Source organism: Brevibacterium sp. SMBL_HHYL_HB1, assembly GCF_018208375.1.
Lineage (GTDB): Bacteria > Actinomycetota > Actinomycetes > Actinomycetales > Brevibacteriaceae > Brevibacterium > Brevibacterium intestinavium.
In genome coordinates, this window is record NZ_CP062936.1 from 1,825,666 (window position 1) to 1,841,288 (window position 15,623).

13 protein-coding genes are annotated in these 15,623 nt (G+C 66.2%); 2 read left to right on the top strand and 11 right to left on the bottom strand.

Annotated features, from left to right (window positions below; translation table 11 throughout):
- Nucleotides 1–88 precede the first annotated feature (88 nt).
- From IG171_RS08455 to dapE, 5 genes are read right to left on the bottom strand one after another with little or no spacing between them, the layout of a single operon-like run.
- On the bottom strand, nt 89–1,324 hold the full coding sequence (locus IG171_RS08455) for a hypothetical protein (RefSeq protein ID WP_212131224.1): 1,236 nt from the start codon (nt 1,322–1,324) through the stop codon (nt 89–91).
- Complete coding sequence (locus tag IG171_RS08460) at nt 1,321–1,698, bottom strand: DivIVA domain-containing protein (protein WP_212131225.1); 378 nt, start codon at nt 1,696–1,698, stop codon at nt 1,321–1,323. The genes IG171_RS08455 and IG171_RS08460 overlap by 4 nt, the downstream gene beginning before the upstream one ends.
- Nucleotides 1,699–1,733: 35 nt before the next feature.
- Nucleotides 1,734–2,633 carry a dihydropteroate synthase gene (gene folP, locus IG171_RS08465; protein WP_249204205.1) on the bottom strand — a complete coding sequence of 300 codons (900 nt, stop codon included), beginning with the start codon at nt 2,631–2,633 and terminating at the stop codon, nt 1,734–1,736.
- Entirely contained in the window at nt 2,630–3,424 is a 795-nt protein-coding gene (locus IG171_RS08470; protein ID WP_212131226.1) for a TIGR00730 family Rossman fold protein, read from the bottom strand. Before IG171_RS08470 ends, folP begins: the two co-directional genes overlap by 4 nt.
- 5 nt (nt 3,425–3,429) lie before the next feature.
- Nucleotides 3,430–4,596, bottom strand: coding sequence for a succinyl-diaminopimelate desuccinylase (dapE, locus tag IG171_RS08475; RefSeq protein ID WP_212131227.1), 1,167 nt, complete (start codon nt 4,594–4,596; stop codon nt 3,430–3,432).
- A 42-nt stretch (nt 4,597–4,638) separates the two neighbouring features.
- Between dapE and dapD the strand changes: the two genes are divergently transcribed.
- Nucleotides 4,639–5,583: a 2,3,4,5-tetrahydropyridine-2,6-dicarboxylate N-succinyltransferase gene (dapD, locus tag IG171_RS08480; protein WP_212131228.1), complete on the top strand. Its 945-nt coding sequence runs from the start codon at nt 4,639–4,641 to the stop codon at nt 5,581–5,583.
- A gap of 482 nt (nt 5,584–6,065) precedes the next feature.
- Here the strand turns inward: dapD and IG171_RS08485 are convergent, their stop codons facing one another.
- The 3 genes from IG171_RS08485 to fdxA all read right to left on the bottom strand — a co-directional run bounded on the left by IG171_RS08485 (nt 6,066) and on the right by fdxA (nt 9,141).
- On the bottom strand, nt 6,066–7,349 hold the full coding sequence (locus tag IG171_RS08485) for a citrate synthase (protein WP_212131229.1): 1,284 nt from the start codon (nt 7,347–7,349) through the stop codon (nt 6,066–6,068).
- A 331-nt stretch (nt 7,350–7,680) separates the two neighbouring features.
- The gene (gene dapC, locus IG171_RS08490; RefSeq protein WP_212131230.1) at nt 7,681–8,802 is read right to left on the bottom strand and encodes a succinyldiaminopimelate transaminase; all 1,122 of its coding nucleotides are present in this window, start codon (nt 8,800–8,802) and stop codon (nt 7,681–7,683) included.
- A gap of 12 nt (nt 8,803–8,814) precedes the next feature.
- Nucleotides 8,815–9,141, bottom strand: a complete 327-nt coding sequence (fdxA, locus tag IG171_RS08495; RefSeq protein WP_212131231.1) for a ferredoxin — start codon at nt 9,139–9,141, stop codon at nt 8,815–8,817.
- 190 nt (nt 9,142–9,331) lie between these two features.
- Here fdxA and IG171_RS08500 point away from each other — a divergent pair, with 190 nt between their 5' ends.
- Nucleotides 9,332–10,417, top strand: coding sequence for a GNAT family N-acetyltransferase (locus tag IG171_RS08500; protein ID WP_212131232.1), 1,086 nt, complete (start codon nt 9,332–9,334; stop codon nt 10,415–10,417).
- A gap of 2 nt (nt 10,418–10,419) precedes the next feature.
- On the opposite strand, the gene IG171_RS08505 is transcribed toward IG171_RS08500, so the two are convergent.
- From IG171_RS08505 to typA, 3 genes are read right to left on the bottom strand one after another with little or no spacing between them, the layout of a single operon-like run.
- Nucleotides 10,420–12,177 (bottom strand): VanW family protein, encoded by a 1,758-nt coding sequence (locus IG171_RS08505; RefSeq protein ID WP_212131233.1) that lies wholly within the window; start codon nt 12,175–12,177, stop codon nt 10,420–10,422.
- Nucleotides 12,178–12,228: 51 nt separating this feature from the next.
- Nucleotides 12,229–13,551, bottom strand: coding sequence for a PIG-L family deacetylase (locus IG171_RS08510; RefSeq protein ID WP_212131234.1), 1,323 nt, complete (start codon nt 13,549–13,551; stop codon nt 12,229–12,231).
- Nucleotides 13,552–13,583: 32 nt separating this feature from the next.
- Nucleotides 13,584–15,494, bottom strand: a complete 1,911-nt coding sequence (gene typA / locus IG171_RS08515) for a translational GTPase TypA (RefSeq protein WP_212131235.1) — start codon at nt 15,492–15,494, stop codon at nt 13,584–13,586.
- Between the last annotated feature and the right edge of the window lie 129 nt (nt 15,495–15,623).

Genomic DNA, 15,623 nt, shown 5'->3' on the forward strand with positions numbered 1-15,623 from the left:
AAGACGGTCCACGCCAGGTGCACCGACTGTTGTACCTCGATTATTCCATGATCCGGTCGATCCGGGTAACTTTCCTTCGAACACATGATCACGGCGGAAGATCGGCCGGTGGGGTGAAGTGCCACAGATAGGCCACCCACACGATCTGGAGCAGCATATAGGCCACGAGCATCGCGGCCCGATAGCCGCGTGAGCGCACCAGCGCCAGGGTCACCGCCATCGGGAACAGCGGCAGCAGCAGCCGCAGAGTCGAGGTCTGCGGGTTGAAGAAGATCAGCAGATAGAGACCGTAGCCGAGGCAGAACAGCTGCAGCGTCCGCCCCATCCGCGCTCCCGCCGGGGAGAAGATCAGGGCGAGCATGCCGGCGACGACGATGATCAGCAGCACCGGGCCCAGGGGGCCGATGAGGTTGATCGCCTGGGCCACCCACTGGACGACGAAGGTCGTCTCCCCGGTGTGCCAGGCCGCCTCGGTGTCGGTGTAGGCGGTCATCGAGCCGGTCGCCAACCAGGCGTGGACGGGGTGGATGAGGGCCGCCGCGCAGGAGAGCACGCCCAAGGTCCAGGACCGGGCCACCTCGGCGGCGGGATACGGGTCGTGCTTGCGGCGGACGAACCGGTCGATCAGAAGCAGGAGCATGAAGAACGAGAACGCCACGCCGATCGGCCGGGACAGGTCCATGAGGACGACGACCGGCAGTGCGGTGAGGTAGCGGCGTTCGACGAGCAGGAACAGCGCCATCGCCTGCAGCAGCAGGGTCAACGATTCGGCGTAGCCGGTGGAGAAGACCGCCGCCGGTGGGAAGAACATCACGAGTGCCAGACCCATCAGGGCCTGGTCGGCGTCGAGGTACTTCCGGAACAGGTTGAGGATGACGATCGAGGCCAGTGCCGCGGCCAGGGTGGACACGATCGGCGAGATGATCTCGTAGCTGACCCCGGTGAGGTCGGACAGCGTGGACACGACGGCGGGGTGCAGGGGGTAGAAGGCCCACTGGTTCTCCCCCACGGCGCCGCTGTCGTCGATCGGCAGGACGCGCGGATAGCCCTCCTCGGCCACGCGGGCGTACCAGCCGCTGTCCCAGAAGTTGAGGAAGTCGTTGAGGGTCGTCGTCACCGGTGAGGACGACCAGTTCGCCGGGTCCTGGCGTTTCAGCACGGCGGCGAAGATCGAGATGCTCACGACGCGGGAGACGAAGTACACGGCCAGTGCCTGGATCCACACCGGCAGCGTCAGGAACAAGGTGCCCAGGCGTGAGAGCCGGGAGGAGTCGAAGATTTCGGGAGCGAGGGTGATTCCGGGCAGGTCGGCGGGTCGGCTCATCGCGGTCCGGCGGCCGTTTCCTCGGCGTCGGCGGAAGTCGCCGCCTCGCTCGCCGCACCGACGGCTTCGCTCGCCGCGCCGGCGGCGCCGTTCGCGGATTCGGCGGGCTCGACGTCGGCTGCCGATTCGAGTTCGTCCAGGCGCTCGCGCAGGATCTGCATCGCCTGATCGACGTCTTCCATCCGGTAGCCGCGCAGCGCCGGCCGGAAGGTCACGGTCTCAAGATCCGCTCCGGTGAATCCTTCGGGCAGGCCGGTCCATCGCTCTTCGGCCTCGTCGACGGTCTCGGCGGAGAAGACGTTGAAGGTGGCCGCGACGACGAATACGAGGACGAAGATCGCGGCCGCGACACCGATCACAATCCACACAGGCATGGACTCATTTTCGCACAGTCGATCGTCCGGTCGGCTCAGCGCAGGCCGCGCACGGTGTGTTTCGGTTCGGCTTCGCCGGTGATCGCCAGGGTCACGGCGATGGCATCGGCGGTGGCGCGGACATCATGGGTGCGGATCATCGCCGCACCCCGCTCGACGGCCAGTGCGGTCGCGGCGATGGTCCCGTGCAGTCGATCCTGCGGGGGCACATCGCCGATCGCCTCTCCGACGAAGTCCTTGCGTGAGACCGCGAGCAGCACCGGGTACCCCGTGTCGACGAACCGGTCGAGATCACGCAGCAGGCGCAGCGACTGGTAGGTGTTCTTCCCGAAATCCGGAGTCGGGTCGATGATGATCCGGTCCTCGGGCACACCGGCGGCGCGGGCGGCCGAGGCGAGGTCGAGGACCCCGGCCAGGGTCCGGTCGACGATCTCTGCCGCGTGCAGTCCGTACCGGTTGCGGTGGGCGTCCGTGCGCGGGTTGAGCCCTCCGGTGTGGGAGCAGACGATGCCGGCGTCGTGGGCGGCGGCCACCTCGGCGACCTTCGGATCGGTTCCGGCCCACGTGTCGTTGAGCAGACCGGCACCGGCGCGGCAGGCGGCGTCGGCGACCTCATGACGCCATGTGTCGACGCTGATGAGCACCTGCGGGTGGGCGGCGGCGACGGCTTCGATGGTCGGGCACACGCGGTCGATCTCCTCGGCCACGGAGATCTCCCGACCACGTCCGGCTCGCACTCCCCCGATATCGACGATCTGGGCGCCGTCGGCGGCAGCGGCCTCCACGGCGGCGATGGCTTCGTCGAGTGTCGCGGCGGATTCGTAGAACGAATCGGTCGTGCGGTTGATCACGGCCATGATCGCCGGTGACCCGGCCCGTGCCTGCCCGAGATCGCGGGATGCAGGTGCCGACTGGGTGAGGCTGCTGTCCTTCACGAACGGCTCCCCGCCCGGCCGGAGTCGGGCCCCGTCTCCGGCGGCCCCGGCGCGATCGCGGCCACGACTTCGTCGATGTCGTCGGTGAGCGTGAACATCGACAGGTCGGGCCGACCGATCGTGCCCGTCGCCAGCGGGGCCTCGGACAGCCAGTCGATGAGCCCCTGCCAATAGCTGCGGCCGAAGAGGACGATCGGGAATGATGTCACTTTGCCCGTCTGCACCATGGTCAGCGCTTCGAACAGCTCATCGAGCGTGCCGTAGCCGCCGGGCATGACGACGAAGGCGCACGAATACTTGAGAAACATCGTCTTGCGCACGAAGAAGTAGCGGAAGTTCACCCCGAGTTCGACGTGGTCGTTCAGCCCGGTCTCGAAGGGCAGCTCGATGCCCAAGCCGATGGACACTCCCCCGCCGTCGACGGCACCGAGGTTGCCGGCTTCCATGATGCCCGGCCCACCGCCGGTGATGATGGCGTTTCCCGCCTCGGCGAGTCGGCGCGCGATCTCACGGGCGTCGGCATAGACCTGAGTGTCCGCGTGCAGGCGGGCGGAGCCGAAGAGGCACACGGCCGGGCCGACCTCGGCCAGCGTGCCGAAGCCCTCGACGAACTCGGCCTGGATGCGCATCACCCGCCACGGATCCTCGTGCGCCCAGGCGGCCCCCGAACCGCGGTCGAGCAGACGCTGATCCGCCGTCGCCTCCGGCACCTTGTCACCGCGCAGACGCAGCGGCCCCTTCCGGTAGAAGCCGCGTGATGGGGTCGAAGCGGGCTCTCCTTTGTCGGCCATCGTCCTCACCGGCCCTCGAAGTAGCTGCGCAGGGTGCGGGCGGCCCGCTCCACCTCGGCGACTGAGACATGCTCATCCGATTTGTGGGCGAACAGCGGGTTGCCCGGTCCGAAGTTCACCGCCGGCACGCCGAGGGAGCTGAACCGTGAGACATCGGTCCAGCCGAGCTTCGGGGCAGGCGACAGTCCCAGCGTGTCGATGAATTCCTGGGCGATCGGGCGGTCGAGGCCCGGCCGGGCGCCTTCGGCCGCATCGGTGACGACGACGTCGAATCCGGTGAAGAACTCGCGCAGGAACTCTTCGGCTTCGGCCGCCGACTTGTTCGGGGCGAACCGGTAGTTCACGGACACACGGCACTCATCGGGCACGACGTTGCCGGCGACTCCGCCGCTGATGTTCACCGCCGACAGCGACTCCTGGTAGTCGAGTCCGTCGACGGTCACGGAACCCGTCTCGTGCGCGGCCAGTCGAGACAATACCTCGGCTGCGGCGTGGATGGCGTTGACGCCCATGAAGGCCCGGGCCGAGTGGGCCCGCACACCCGTGGTGGTGACGTCGACGCGCATCGTGCCGTTGCAGCCGCCTTCGACCGTGGCGTTCGACGGTTCGCCGAGGATCGCGAAGTCACCGGCCAGCCAGTCCGGGTGGTTGCGGGCGACCCGGCCGAGTCCGTTGAGCGAGGCGTCGACCTCCTCGTGGTCGTAGAAGACCCAGCTGACGTCCCGACCGGGCTCGCGCAGGGCCGCGGCCGTGACGAGCTGCATGGCCACTCCGGCCTTCATATCGCAGGCTCCGCGCCCCCAGATCACCTCGTCGGCGGGGTAGTCCTGTCCGGTCATCCTGGTGCGCACGGGCGGCAGGTTCTGCTCGATGGGAACGGTGTCGAGATGACCGGCGACCACGATCCGCTCGGTTCGGCCGAGGTCGGTCCGGGCGACGATCGTATCGCCGTCGCGCAGGATCTCGAGGTCGGGGCCCGGTCCTGCGCTGATCGTCTCGAGCACCTCGACGACGGCATCGGCCAGAGCCGTTTCGTTTCCGGAGACGGATTCGATGGCGCACAGACGGCCCGTGAGCTCGGCCGGGTCATCGAGTGCGCCGGACAGGTACCCCCCGAGCTCGCCGGTGGGCGCGAAGGCGGATTCAGTCTCAGCAGATGGATCGACAGTCATGTCCCTTAGCCTAGTACTGCCGTCTCCGACTAAGCTTGAGGCATGACAGAACGCATTGTTTCCGCACGTGGACTTGCCACGATCCATTCCGACATCGTCCTCTCCGTCTGGTACCCGGCGCTGAGCACGGGTGAGACCGCTGAAGCCGCCGAGGCGGCCGCGACCGCTCGTGCCGCCAACGACGGTCTCGATGCCCTCGTGGGCACTGACGAGGCCCGCGGCACCCGCACCGAGGTGGTCACCACCACGATCGATCTCGACGTCGGCCCCGCCTCGGCGGCGGATGTCTATCTGCGCCTGCATGCCCTCTCCCAGCGGTTGGTCACTCCCAATGACGTCAACCTCGACGGGATCTTCGGTCATATCTCGAACGTCGTCTGGACCTCCTTCGGAGCCTGCTCGACGGAGGACTTCGAAGCCACTCGCGCCAAGCTGCTCGCACGCGGGCCCGTGGCCGTCTACGGACTCGACAAGTTCCCGCGCATGACCGACTTCGTCATCCCCTCCGGGGTCCGCATCGCCGATGCCGACCGTGTCCGCCTCGGCGCTCATCTGGCCTCCGGCACGACCGTTATGCACGAGGGCTTCGTCAACTACAACGCCGGCACTCTGGGATCGGCCATGGTCGAAGGACGCATCTCGCAGGGCGTCGTCGTCGGCGACGGCTCGGACATCGGCGGCGGCGCGTCCATCATGGGCACGCTCTCCGGTGGCGGCACCCACCGCATCTCCATCGGCTCCAGCAGCCTGTTGGGCGCCAACGCCGGTGTCGGCATCTCCATCGGTGACGACTGCATCGTCGAGGCGGGCCTCTACCTCACCGCGGGTACGCGAGTGACCGTGCCCGGCGAAGACAACGCCGTGGTCAAGGCGGCCGAACTCAGCGGACAGAACAACATCCTCTTCCGCCGCAACTCGGTCACCGGCACCGTCGAGGCCATTGCCCGCGACTCCAAGGGCATCGAGCTCAACCCCGACCTGCACTGATCATCCGGCGCGCGTCGCTGGGCGCGCAGAACCGGTCTGCCATCGTGCGTTGCCTCGGTGGTGAAGAGATTTCGAGGGCGCGTTCTCTGAACGCGCCCTCGCGCTATTCACACGCAGCCTCGGCTCGATTGGCTTCCCGCAGCAGGCTGGCAAGCGACTTCCCACGCCGGTGATGGCTCCTCCCGCCAGCGTCATGGCCTCATTCGCATCACGTCAGCGCCTCACTCACGCACTCCTGTCCGCCTGACACCCTCCAGCACGCGCCACGCCCACGCGTTCGTCTCACACCCCTGCGTTGCTGCAGGGCGGTGTGCCGCTGCCGAAGACTATTGCCACCAACGGAGCGCTGCGCCGGCAACGGTGAGGGATGCAGCCGGTGGCACGGCGGGAGTTCACGTGAGGCTGGAGGTCTCAGAGGTCTGAAACGAACACCGGCGCCGGGCAGACGAATCTGCTCCGGCGCCGGTGTGAACCAACAGGGCTCAGCGGTCGCTGATGTCCGTGTAGTTCCGGGAGTGGGCACCCGTGTAGATCTGGCGGGGACGGCCGATCCGCGTCTCGGGATCCTTGATCATCTCGCGCCACTGAGCAATCCAGCCGGGCAGACGGCCGACCGCGAAGAGCACGGTGAACATATTCGTCGGGAATCCGAGCGCTTTGTAGATCAGGCCCGTGTAGAAGTCCACGTTCGGGTAGAGCTTGCGCTCGACGAAGTAGTCATCGGCCAATGCGATCTCCTCGAGCTGCTGAGCCAGCTCGAGCAGAGGATCTCCGCCGGACCGGGCGAGGACCTCGTCAGCGGTCTTCTTGATGATCTTCGCACGCGGATCGTAGTTCTTGTACACGCGGTGACCGAAGCCCATCAGACGGACCCCGTCCTCCTTGTTCTTCACCCGCTCCATGAACTTCTTCGGTCCGTCATCGGAGGCAGCGATCTGCTGCAGCATCTCGAGCACCGCGGAGTTCGCACCACCGTGCAGCGGTCCTGCCAGGGCGTTGACGCCGGCCGAGATCGACTGGAAGACATTGGCCTGTGAGGATCCGACGAGGCGGACGGTCGACGTCGAACAGTTCTGCTCGTGATCGGCGTGGAGGATGAACAGCTGATCCATCGCCTTCACGGCCAGCGGGTCCGGCTCGTATTCCTCGGCGGGGACGCCGAAGTTCACGCGCAGGAAGTTCTCGACCAGGCTCAGCGAGTTGTCCGGGTGGATGACCGGCAGGCCCATGTTCTTCCGATGGGCCAGAGCCGCGATGGTCGGCATCTTCGCGAGCAGGCGGAACGAGGAGGTGTCGATCTGATCTTCGTCAAAGACATCGAGGTCATCTTGGTAGAACGTCGACAAAGCCGCGACCGCAGCTGCCACCATGGGCATCGGATGAGCATCGTAGGGGAAGGCACGGAAGAAGCGACGCAGATCCTCGTGGACGATCGTATGTCCGCGCAGACGGGAATCGAAGGCATCGTACTGTTCCTGCGTCGGCAGCTCACCGTAGATGAGGAGGTAGCAGACTTCGACGAAGTTCGACTGCTCGGCGAGCTGGTCGATCGGATAGCCGCGATACTGCAGGACACCTTCGTCACCGTCGATGAAGGTGATGGCCGATGAGGTGGATGCGGTGTTGGCAAACCCCGGGTCGTATGTCACCGAACCGGTCTCTTTCAGCAGAGAGCCGATACGGTATCCGTTGTTGCCCGCCGACGCCGACACCTCGGGCAGTGCCAGCTCCGTGTCAGCGATCCTGAGGTTCGCCTCCGAAGTCATTCGATCTCCTCACCGTTGACGTACCTCAAGAACTTCCTGAGGTGTCTTGCACAGTTCCTTCAAAGACTACCGATAACCGAGGCAATGAGAAAATCGCTGCACCCGGTACCTACCCATCGGTAATACGTTTGACCTGGTCAAATACCCCATTTTTTATCTGAATGGGGGCTAAGCGCCGCCTTGGAGAACGCTTTGAGGCCACAGCATTATTCCCACCACCGAACAGTGCCGATTCTCACATCGTGCCGTTCGGGGCCGACTCTCATGCCGCGTCCACTCATGCGATTCGCATGCTGCGAATCGCGCACTCTCGTTCGCCCGGTGGCGAACCTCACCCTGCGGCTTGGCTGAGTCTGTTCGCAGCGGCCGCGATCCGCTCGTCTGTCGCGGTCAGGGCGATGCGCACGTGGTCACTGGCTGCCTCACCGTAGAACTCCCCCGGCCCGGCGATGATGCCGAGCTCAGAGAGCCGGGCAAGGGAGTCCCAGCAGTTCTGTCCGGTCGTCGACCACAGGTAGAGACCGGCGGTCGAATGATCGATGCGGAACCCGAAGTCCTCGAGACCCGAGCGCAGCAGATTCCTGCGCGAGCGGTACAGCTGCTTCTGGGCGAGCACATGATCGGTGTCCCTGAGCCCCGCGATCATCGCCGCCTGGATCGGGAAGGGCACGATCATCCCCGCGTGCTTGCGTGAGCGGGTGAGATCGGCAATGAGGTCGGCATCCCCGGCGACGAAGGCGGCGCGGTAGCCGGCGAGATTCGACTGCTTCGACATCGAGTAGACGCTGAGCACTCCGGACCGGGACTCCCCGGCGACCGAGAGCACACTCGGTGCGGGATCGTTCGATTCCCAGTTGAGCAGTCCATAGCATTCGTCCGAGGCGAGCACGATTCCGGCGGCCCGGGCACGGTCGACGACCTCAGCGAGGATCTCGGTGCTGAGCACCTCGCCGGTCGGATTGCTCGGAGTGTTGATCCACAGCAGGCCGATGCCCTCGAGCGAGGCGCCCGCGGCGACCTCGGCGGCATCGAGGCGCACGCAGTCGACCCCGGCGATCGTCGCACCCATCTCATAGGTCGGGTACGCCGCCGACGGACAGGCCACCGCCAGTCCCCTCTGCCGCAGGCCCAGCAGAGTCGGCAACCACGCCACGAACTCCTTCGATCCCACGGTGGGCAGGATCTCCGCGGCCGGGTCCAGAGTGACCGAATGCCAGATCTCGTACCAATCGGCGATGGCTTCGCGCAGCTCCGTAGTGCCGGCCGTCGTCGGGTAGCCGTGGGCGTCTCCGGCCTCGGACAGGGCCCGTCGGATGACCTCGGGCGTCGGATCGACGGGCGTGCCGATCGACAGATCACACACACCATCGGGATGTTCGCCCGCGCGGCGGCGGAAGTCGGTGAGTCGGTCCCAGGGGTAGTCGGGCAGATCGAGTCCGAAGGAAGTCGTCATGGTGGGCAGCGCTCAGAGGTCGTGGCTCTGCGGCGGGAGAGCGGCGATGATCGAATGGTCCTTGTGAGTGTTGCCGAGCTTGGCGGCCCCACCGGGGGAACCGAGCTCGTCGAAGAACTCGACGTTGGCCTTGTAGTACTCTTCCCATTCGTCCGGCACATCGTCTTCGTAGAAGATCGCCTCGACCGGGCACACCGGTTCGCAGGCACCGCAGTCGACGCATTCGTCGGGGTGGATGTAGAGACTGCGTTCGCCCTCGTAGATGCAATCGACCGGGCATTCGTCGATGCAGGCCTTGTCCTTGAGATCAACACAAGGTTGGGCAATGATGTACGTCACTGGGCTGACTCCTCGAACGACTCACGGATGGTGCGCATACACCTCCCACAATACGCCCTCGCCCGAATCCCACGCCCACCGGCGCCCCGTGATTCGCATTGCATCCGCCCTCCCCCGCCACACCTGTCACGGCCGACGTCCACGGTGTCTTAGGCTGGGAGGGCACACATTCAGCGGAGGAAGGCGAGAAGTGGACGAACTCCAGGCCGGCAGACGAGTGGTCGTACGGTATTCGCTCGATCCCGGCGACACCCATTCGACTTCCGATGCCCTCGGTCTCGTCACCGCCGTCGACGAAGCGGGCGTCGAGATCGATACGAAGCGCGGGCCTCTGCGCATCCCCCGGTCCCAGATCCTGCTGGTCCACGAGGTCCCTCCCGCACCGACGAGGACCGGACGCACCCATGAGATCGTCTCCGCCGTCGATCTGCGTCGCATCTCCGCGGCCGCATGGCTGCCGCAGGATGTCTCCTGGCTCCACGTGGAGAATCTGCGCAATGAGGGCACGGAGTCCGGAGCCGATCTGAGCCTGCTGCAGAAGGGTTGGCTGCTGCGCAGTTCGGCCTGCTCCACGCGCCGGGCCAACAGCGCGCTGCCCGTGACCGATTCCGGACTGGGCTGGGAACAGGGTCTCGACGCCGTCGAAGAGTGGTACCGCACACGCGAGCAGCCGAGCCGGATCCAGATCTACTCCGCCGACGACTCGTCCACGCTGGCCCCAGAATGCCAGGGTCTGGCTCCCCTGCTCTCGGCCCGTGGCTACACCCCCTCAGAGGCGGTCCTCCTGCTCACAGGTGCCACCGCCGAGGCGGCCGACGGAGCGTCTGCCCCCGCCGAGGCCGCCGCTGACGGTCTGCTCATCGACGTCGCCGATGCGCCCACATCCGAACATCTCGCGGCGTGGACGAGTCAGCGCAGTCCCGGTCAGACACCGGCAGCGGCAGAGGCCTTCCGCGGACTCATCACCGCCGACCAACCCTGCGAATTCGTCACCGCCTATGCCCAGCATCCCGACGGCTCCCGATCCATGGTGGCGGTCTGCCGGGTCGTCGAGCGCAGGAAATGGGGCGTCATCACCAACCTCGTGACTCGTCCGGACCTGAGGCGTCGCGGCGCCGGGCGATCCGTGGCCCGAGCCGCGGCAGCCCTGCTGGCCCAGCGCGGGGTGCGGTCCTACCTCGTCGATGTCGACGCAGGCAACGAGGCGTCGGTGAACCTGTTCGCCTCGCTCGGAGCGACGGTGCGCCACCGTTCCTGGTATGCCGAGCTCGCCTGAGCTCAGTCCTTGCACTCGACCTTGTTCACCGGTCGGTAGACGGTCGTGAATCCGTCCTTGGTCGTCCGGCCCGAATCGATGTCCTTCATCGTCCGGGTGATTCGGATCGACCATCCGCCCTTGGGCGACTGCGGCGTGCAGGAGTCGCCGCTTTCGGTGATCGAACCGGGTGAGGTGTGGTCGAACCGGTCCGAAGCGTCGGCCGAGACGTCGTACTTCTTGACGCCGAAGACCTTCGCATGGACCTCACCGTCCTTGAGGTACATGTCGAGGACGACCGGCGTCTTCGAATTGTTCGTGAACTTCATGTCGATCGACGACCAGTCGAGCGTCGACTCCCGCCCTTCCGGGTAGCGGGAGATGTAGCGCGAATGCGCCTGGTGCTCATCGAGATCGAACCCGGCGAAGAACGCGGCGTTGAACAGCGTCGTCGACACCTGGGAGACTCCCCCGCCGAAGTCGTCCTTCATCTGTCCGTCTGAGATCACGCCCGCGGCCTTGTATCCGTTGGCCGCGGTGCGCTGGCCCAGGGTGTCGTTGAGGGAGAACTGCTCACCCGGCTGCAGCACGGTGCCGGAGACCTTCTTCGAGGCCACCCGCAGATTGTTGTCGCGATTGGGTTCCGAACTGTAGCCGGTGGAGAACTCCGAGACCGTCTCGGAGACATCGGCCTTCTTCGCATCCTTCGTCGTGAAGTCGGGTTCGACGGAGGCCAGGGTCACCTCGGGGTCGTCGTTGTCGCCCTTGATCACCTCGGTCACGACCTTGGTCAGCTCCTTGGCCTTGATCCCGATTCCGGTCTCCGAGGGCACGACCTCGGGTTTGCCGTCCTTGATCGTGAAACCGGCGTCCTTGGCCGGCTTGCCGATGGCCTTGTTCGCGTCCAGCACCGATTCCTGGAGCTCCTCCTGGTCGAAGACCGGGACCAGTTTCGAGTCCTTGGCCTCAAATGTCAGTGTCTTCGCAATCGTCTTCGGCGAAACGGTGAGGACACCGCCGTCGACGTCCGAATCCGCGTCCTCGCCGGGTTCGGCCTTGATCTCGCGCTTCTTGCTCACCGCGTCCTCGGCGAATCCGTCGGCCATGTCCTCGGCCTCTGCCGTCGTGATGTCGGGATCGACCTGAGTCGGTTGGACGGGCAGGGCGTCCTGCGTGCGCAGCCAGTTCTCGTCGACGGCCGTGCGCACCTGTTCGGCATCGACCGTCTGCCCGACGGTGCCGTCCTTGACCTTCGGTGTCGTCTTCTCGTATCCGAGTTCGGCATCCTTGGGTTCGACGGCAAGGGATTCGGTGACCTTCGAGGTGGCCTTGTCGAACTTCTCCTCGTCGACATCGATGACCGGGGCGACCTCGTCGTCTCCGAACAGGCGGTCCCAAATCACGGTGGGATCGAGACTGAACCCGGTGACACGGTCGACCGTGGCCTCGGCGTCGAAGGTGATGCCGGCCTCGGCGGGGTCGAGCTTCGCCGTCGGTTCGCCTGCCTGCAGAACGATCTCCTTCTCGGCTTCGTCACCGAGTTCGCTGCGCAGCGTGTTCTCGGCGTCGGTTGCGCTCTTGCCGCCGATGTCGATGCCGGCGACGGTCGTTCCCGGAGTGAGCACGCGTCCGCTGAAGAAGCCGACCACGATGTAGAGCGCGGCCAGGACGACAGCGACGAGGAGGACGTAGGGCCAGATCCGCTTCTTCCGGGCACCCTCGACCGAGGAGCGGGGCCCATCGGGACCCGAGATTCCGTCGGCTGGTGTCTGGGGCGTCATCTTCCTCCCGAGGATATCGAGAACGAGTGGATCGATTCTGTTCGGATGAGTCTAACGAGTCCGTTCGCCGCCGCGCACGTTGATGAAGGCGAAGACGGCGGCGAACAGCATCGGTCCGAGCAGCCAGGCCACGGACCGGAGGGTGCCGGTGACGATCATGTCCGCTCCCGGCAGCCAGTTCGGCTGACCGAACACATAGGACAGCACGGCGATGATGACGGCGGCCAGCAGCATCGGCGAACTGCTGCGGTACATGGTCTTCAGATGCCACAGCCCGCTGGCGGCCAACAGCAGCGACAGGGCCAGACCCCATGGGAGGATCACGGGGACCCCAGCGGGGTGGACGACGGTGACGTTGAGGTGCTGCATGGCGCCGAGGAAGGCGATGAGCACAGCGAGGACCCCGGCGTGCAGGTAGGCGAAGACGCCGGGCTTCTTCGGTTCGCGCCGGCGCTTGGCCGGTGCCGGGCCCACCGCTGGCTCCTGCGCTTCCACGGCCGCGAGGTCGAGACCGGAGAGCACATGGTCGGCCGGCCCCTGACGCAGTCGGTCCTCGGGGACTTCGGCTCCGGCGCCGATGGAATAGTATTCGTGGTCGCCGATCCTCTGTCCGACGCCGTTCGACAGTGCGAAGAATGCGCCCGAGACGCTGACCTGGGTCCGATGGGCCTCGAGCGCCGCGCGCTTGGCCGCGAGCACGGCGGTCACGTCCTGGCTGATGACGATCCGGTCGACCGGAGGTTTCGCGGGAATCGCCTCGACGGGCGCGAAACCGGTCTCCGCGAACCCGGCCTGCCCGGGGTCGAAGGCCCGCTGGGCCACCTCGGTGGGGGTGTCGACGCACAGCAGCCGTCCGGTGCGCCATTCGGCCAGGTCGATCGCGGCCATCGTCGCCTCGTGGACCCGCACATGATCGGGATGGCCGTACCCGCCGTTTGCGGCGTAGGTGATGACCGCATGCGGGGCCAGGGCGTCGATGACCGCGGCGATGTGCCTGGCCACGGTGGTCACATCGGCCGCGCAGAGGGCGTCATCGGGCATGGACGACGCGGGCCGGGCATGACCGTCCGGACCCCACTCCATGCCCGAGTCCTCGAAGGTGCGGGTGGTCCCGCCGAGGAAGGCGTGGGTGGAGACTCCGAGCGCGCGCATCGCCTCGGCGATCTCCTGCTCCCGGACCCGGGCCAGGCCGACGCGATCGCCCTCGAGGTGCCTGAGTTCGGCGGGGATGACCTCCCCGCCCTCTCCTCGAGTGGCGGTGAGCACCATGACCTCGGCGCCTTCGGCCACAAGGGACGCGATGGTGCCTCCCGTCGTGATCGTCTCATCGTCGGGATGAGCGTGCACGAAGAGGACGCGCGGCGTGAGTGTCATGGAATCTTGGTGACTCATTCGGCAGTGCTGGTTCAGGCGTTCTGGCGGCGCAGCTTGGCGTGGAGCTTCGCGCGCTCCTTCTGATCGAGCTCGACCTTGCGGATGCGGATCGCGGCCGGGGTGACCTCGACGCATTCGTCCTCGCGAGCGAACTCGAGGCTCTCTTCGAGGGTGAGCTTGCGCGGCGGGGTGAGATTCTCGAAGCTGTCGGCCGATGCCGAACGCATGTTCGTCAGCTTCTTCTCCTTCGTGATGTTGACGTCCATATCGTCGGCCCGCGAGTTCTCGCCGACGATCTGGCCCTCGTAGACCTCGGAGGTCGGTTCGACGAAGAAGGTGCCCCGGTCCTGCAGGTTGATCATCGCATAGGGGGTCACGGTTCCGGCGCGGTCGGCGACGAGCGAGCCGTTGATGCGGAATTCGATGTTGCCGGCCCAGGGACCGTATCCGGCGGAGATCGTGTTCGCGATGCCGGTGCCGCGGGTCTCGGTGAGGAACCGTGTGCGGAAGCCGATGAGGCCGCGGGCGGGGACCTTGAACTCCATGCGCACCCAGCCGGTTCCGTGGTTGGTCATCGTCGACATCACACCCTTGCGGGCGGCCAGCAGCTGGGTGACGGCGCCGAGGTAGTCCTCCGGAACGTCGACGGTGAGCTCCTCGAACGGCTCATGCACCTTGCCGTCGATCTGCCTGGTCACGACCTGCGGCTTGCCGACGGTGAGTTCGAATCCCTCACGACGCATCTGCTCGACGAGGATGGCCAGCGCCAGCTCTCCGCGTCCCTGGACCTCCCAGGCGTCGGGACGCTCGGTCGGGACGACCTTGAGCGAGACGTTGCCGACGAGCTCCTGGTCGAGGCGGTCCTTGACCATGCGGGCGGTGACCTTCGTGCCCTTCTCGCGACCGGCCAGCGGAGAGGTGTTGATGCCCACGGTCATCGAGATCGCGGGATCGTCGATGACGATCGCCGGCATCGGCTTCGGGGTGTTGATGTCGGTGAGGGTGTCACCGATCATGATGTCGGGGATGCCGGCGACCGCGACGATGTCACCGGCCGAGGCCTGGGTGGCGGGCACGCGATCGAGTCCCTGGGTCTCGAGCAGCTCGGTGATCTTGACCGAGCTGATCTCGTCCCCACGGGCCCAGGCGACCTGCTGGCCTTTCTTCAGCGTGCCGCCGAAGATGCGCAGCAGGGCCAGACGGCCGAGGAACGGCGAGGCGTCGAGGTTGGTCACGTGTGCCTGGAGGATTCCGTCCTCGTTGATCTCCGGGGCCGGGATCGTCTCCAGGATGGTCTTGAACAGAGGCTCGAGATCGGGGTTGGCCGGGACCTCACCATCGGCGGGCTGTTCGAGGGAGGCGGCACCTGCCTTCGCTGCGGCATAGACCACCGGCACGTCGAGAACGGCGTCGACGTCGAGGTCGGGAACTTCATCGGCGAGGTCGGAGGCCAGACCCAGCAGCAGGTCCTGTGCCTCTTCGACGACTCCGTCGATGCGGGCATCGGCGCGGTCGGTCTTGTTGATCACGAGGATGACCGGCAGCTTCGCGGCCAGCGCCTTGCGCAGAACGAACCGCGTCTGCGGCAGCGGGCCCTCGGAGGCGTCGACGAGGAGGACGACGCCGTCGACCATGGACAGGCCGCGTTCGACCTCTCCGCCGAAGTCGGCGTGGCCCGGGGTGTCGATGACATTGATGACGATGGGGTCCTCACCGGCCGAGGGACCGTTGTAGAGCACCGAGGTGTTCTTCGCGAGAATGGTGATGCCCTTCTCACGTTCGAGGTCACCGGAATCCATGACGCGTTCGGCGAAATCGCCGTGTTCGCTGAACACACCGGTCTGCCGGAGCATGGCGTCGACCAGGGTGGTCTTGCCGTGGTCGACGTGTGCGACGATTGCTACATTGCGGCGGTTGTCCCGTCGTGTGATGGCTTCAGTCATCAAGAACCTTTTGAGATAGAGAGATCGGTCCAGCCCGGACCCAACAGACAATTATACGCACCACCCGGTGCCTCGCGGTGACAGCCGATGCTCAGCTGCCCGCGGGGGGCCGGAAGTGAGCGGACCCAG

Excerpts from the sequence above, each read along its gene's own strand:
- IG171_RS08455 (WP_212131224.1), bottom strand. The coding sequence starts at position 1,324 with ATGAGCCGACCCGCCGACCTGCCCGGAATCACCCTCGCTCCCGAAATC.
- IG171_RS08460 (WP_212131225.1), bottom strand. The coding sequence starts at position 1,698 with ATGCCTGTGTGGATTGTGATCGGTGTCGCGGCCGCGATCTTCGTCCTC.
- IG171_RS08470 (WP_212131226.1), bottom strand. The coding sequence starts at position 3,424 with ATGGCCGACAAAGGAGAGCCCGCTTCGACCCCATCACGCGGCTTCTAC.
- dapE (WP_212131227.1), bottom strand. The coding sequence starts at position 4,596 with ATGACTGTCGATCCATCTGCTGAGACTGAATCCGCCTTCGCGCCCACC.
- dapD (WP_212131228.1), top strand. The coding sequence starts at position 4,639 with ATGACAGAACGCATTGTTTCCGCACGTGGACTTGCCACGATCCATTCC.
- IG171_RS08485 (WP_212131229.1), bottom strand. The coding sequence starts at position 7,349 with ATGACTTCGGAGGCGAACCTCAGGATCGCTGACACGGAGCTGGCACTG.
- dapC (WP_212131230.1), bottom strand. The coding sequence starts at position 8,802 with ATGACGACTTCCTTCGGACTCGATCTGCCCGACTACCCCTGGGACCGA.
- IG171_RS08505 (WP_212131233.1), bottom strand. The coding sequence starts at position 12,177 with ATGACGCCCCAGACACCAGCCGACGGAATCTCGGGTCCCGATGGGCCC.
- IG171_RS08510 (WP_212131234.1), bottom strand. The coding sequence starts at position 13,551 with ATGACACTCACGCCGCGCGTCCTCTTCGTGCACGCTCATCCCGACGAT.
- typA (WP_212131235.1), bottom strand. The coding sequence starts at position 15,494 with ATGACTGAAGCCATCACACGACGGGACAACCGCCGCAATGTAGCAATC.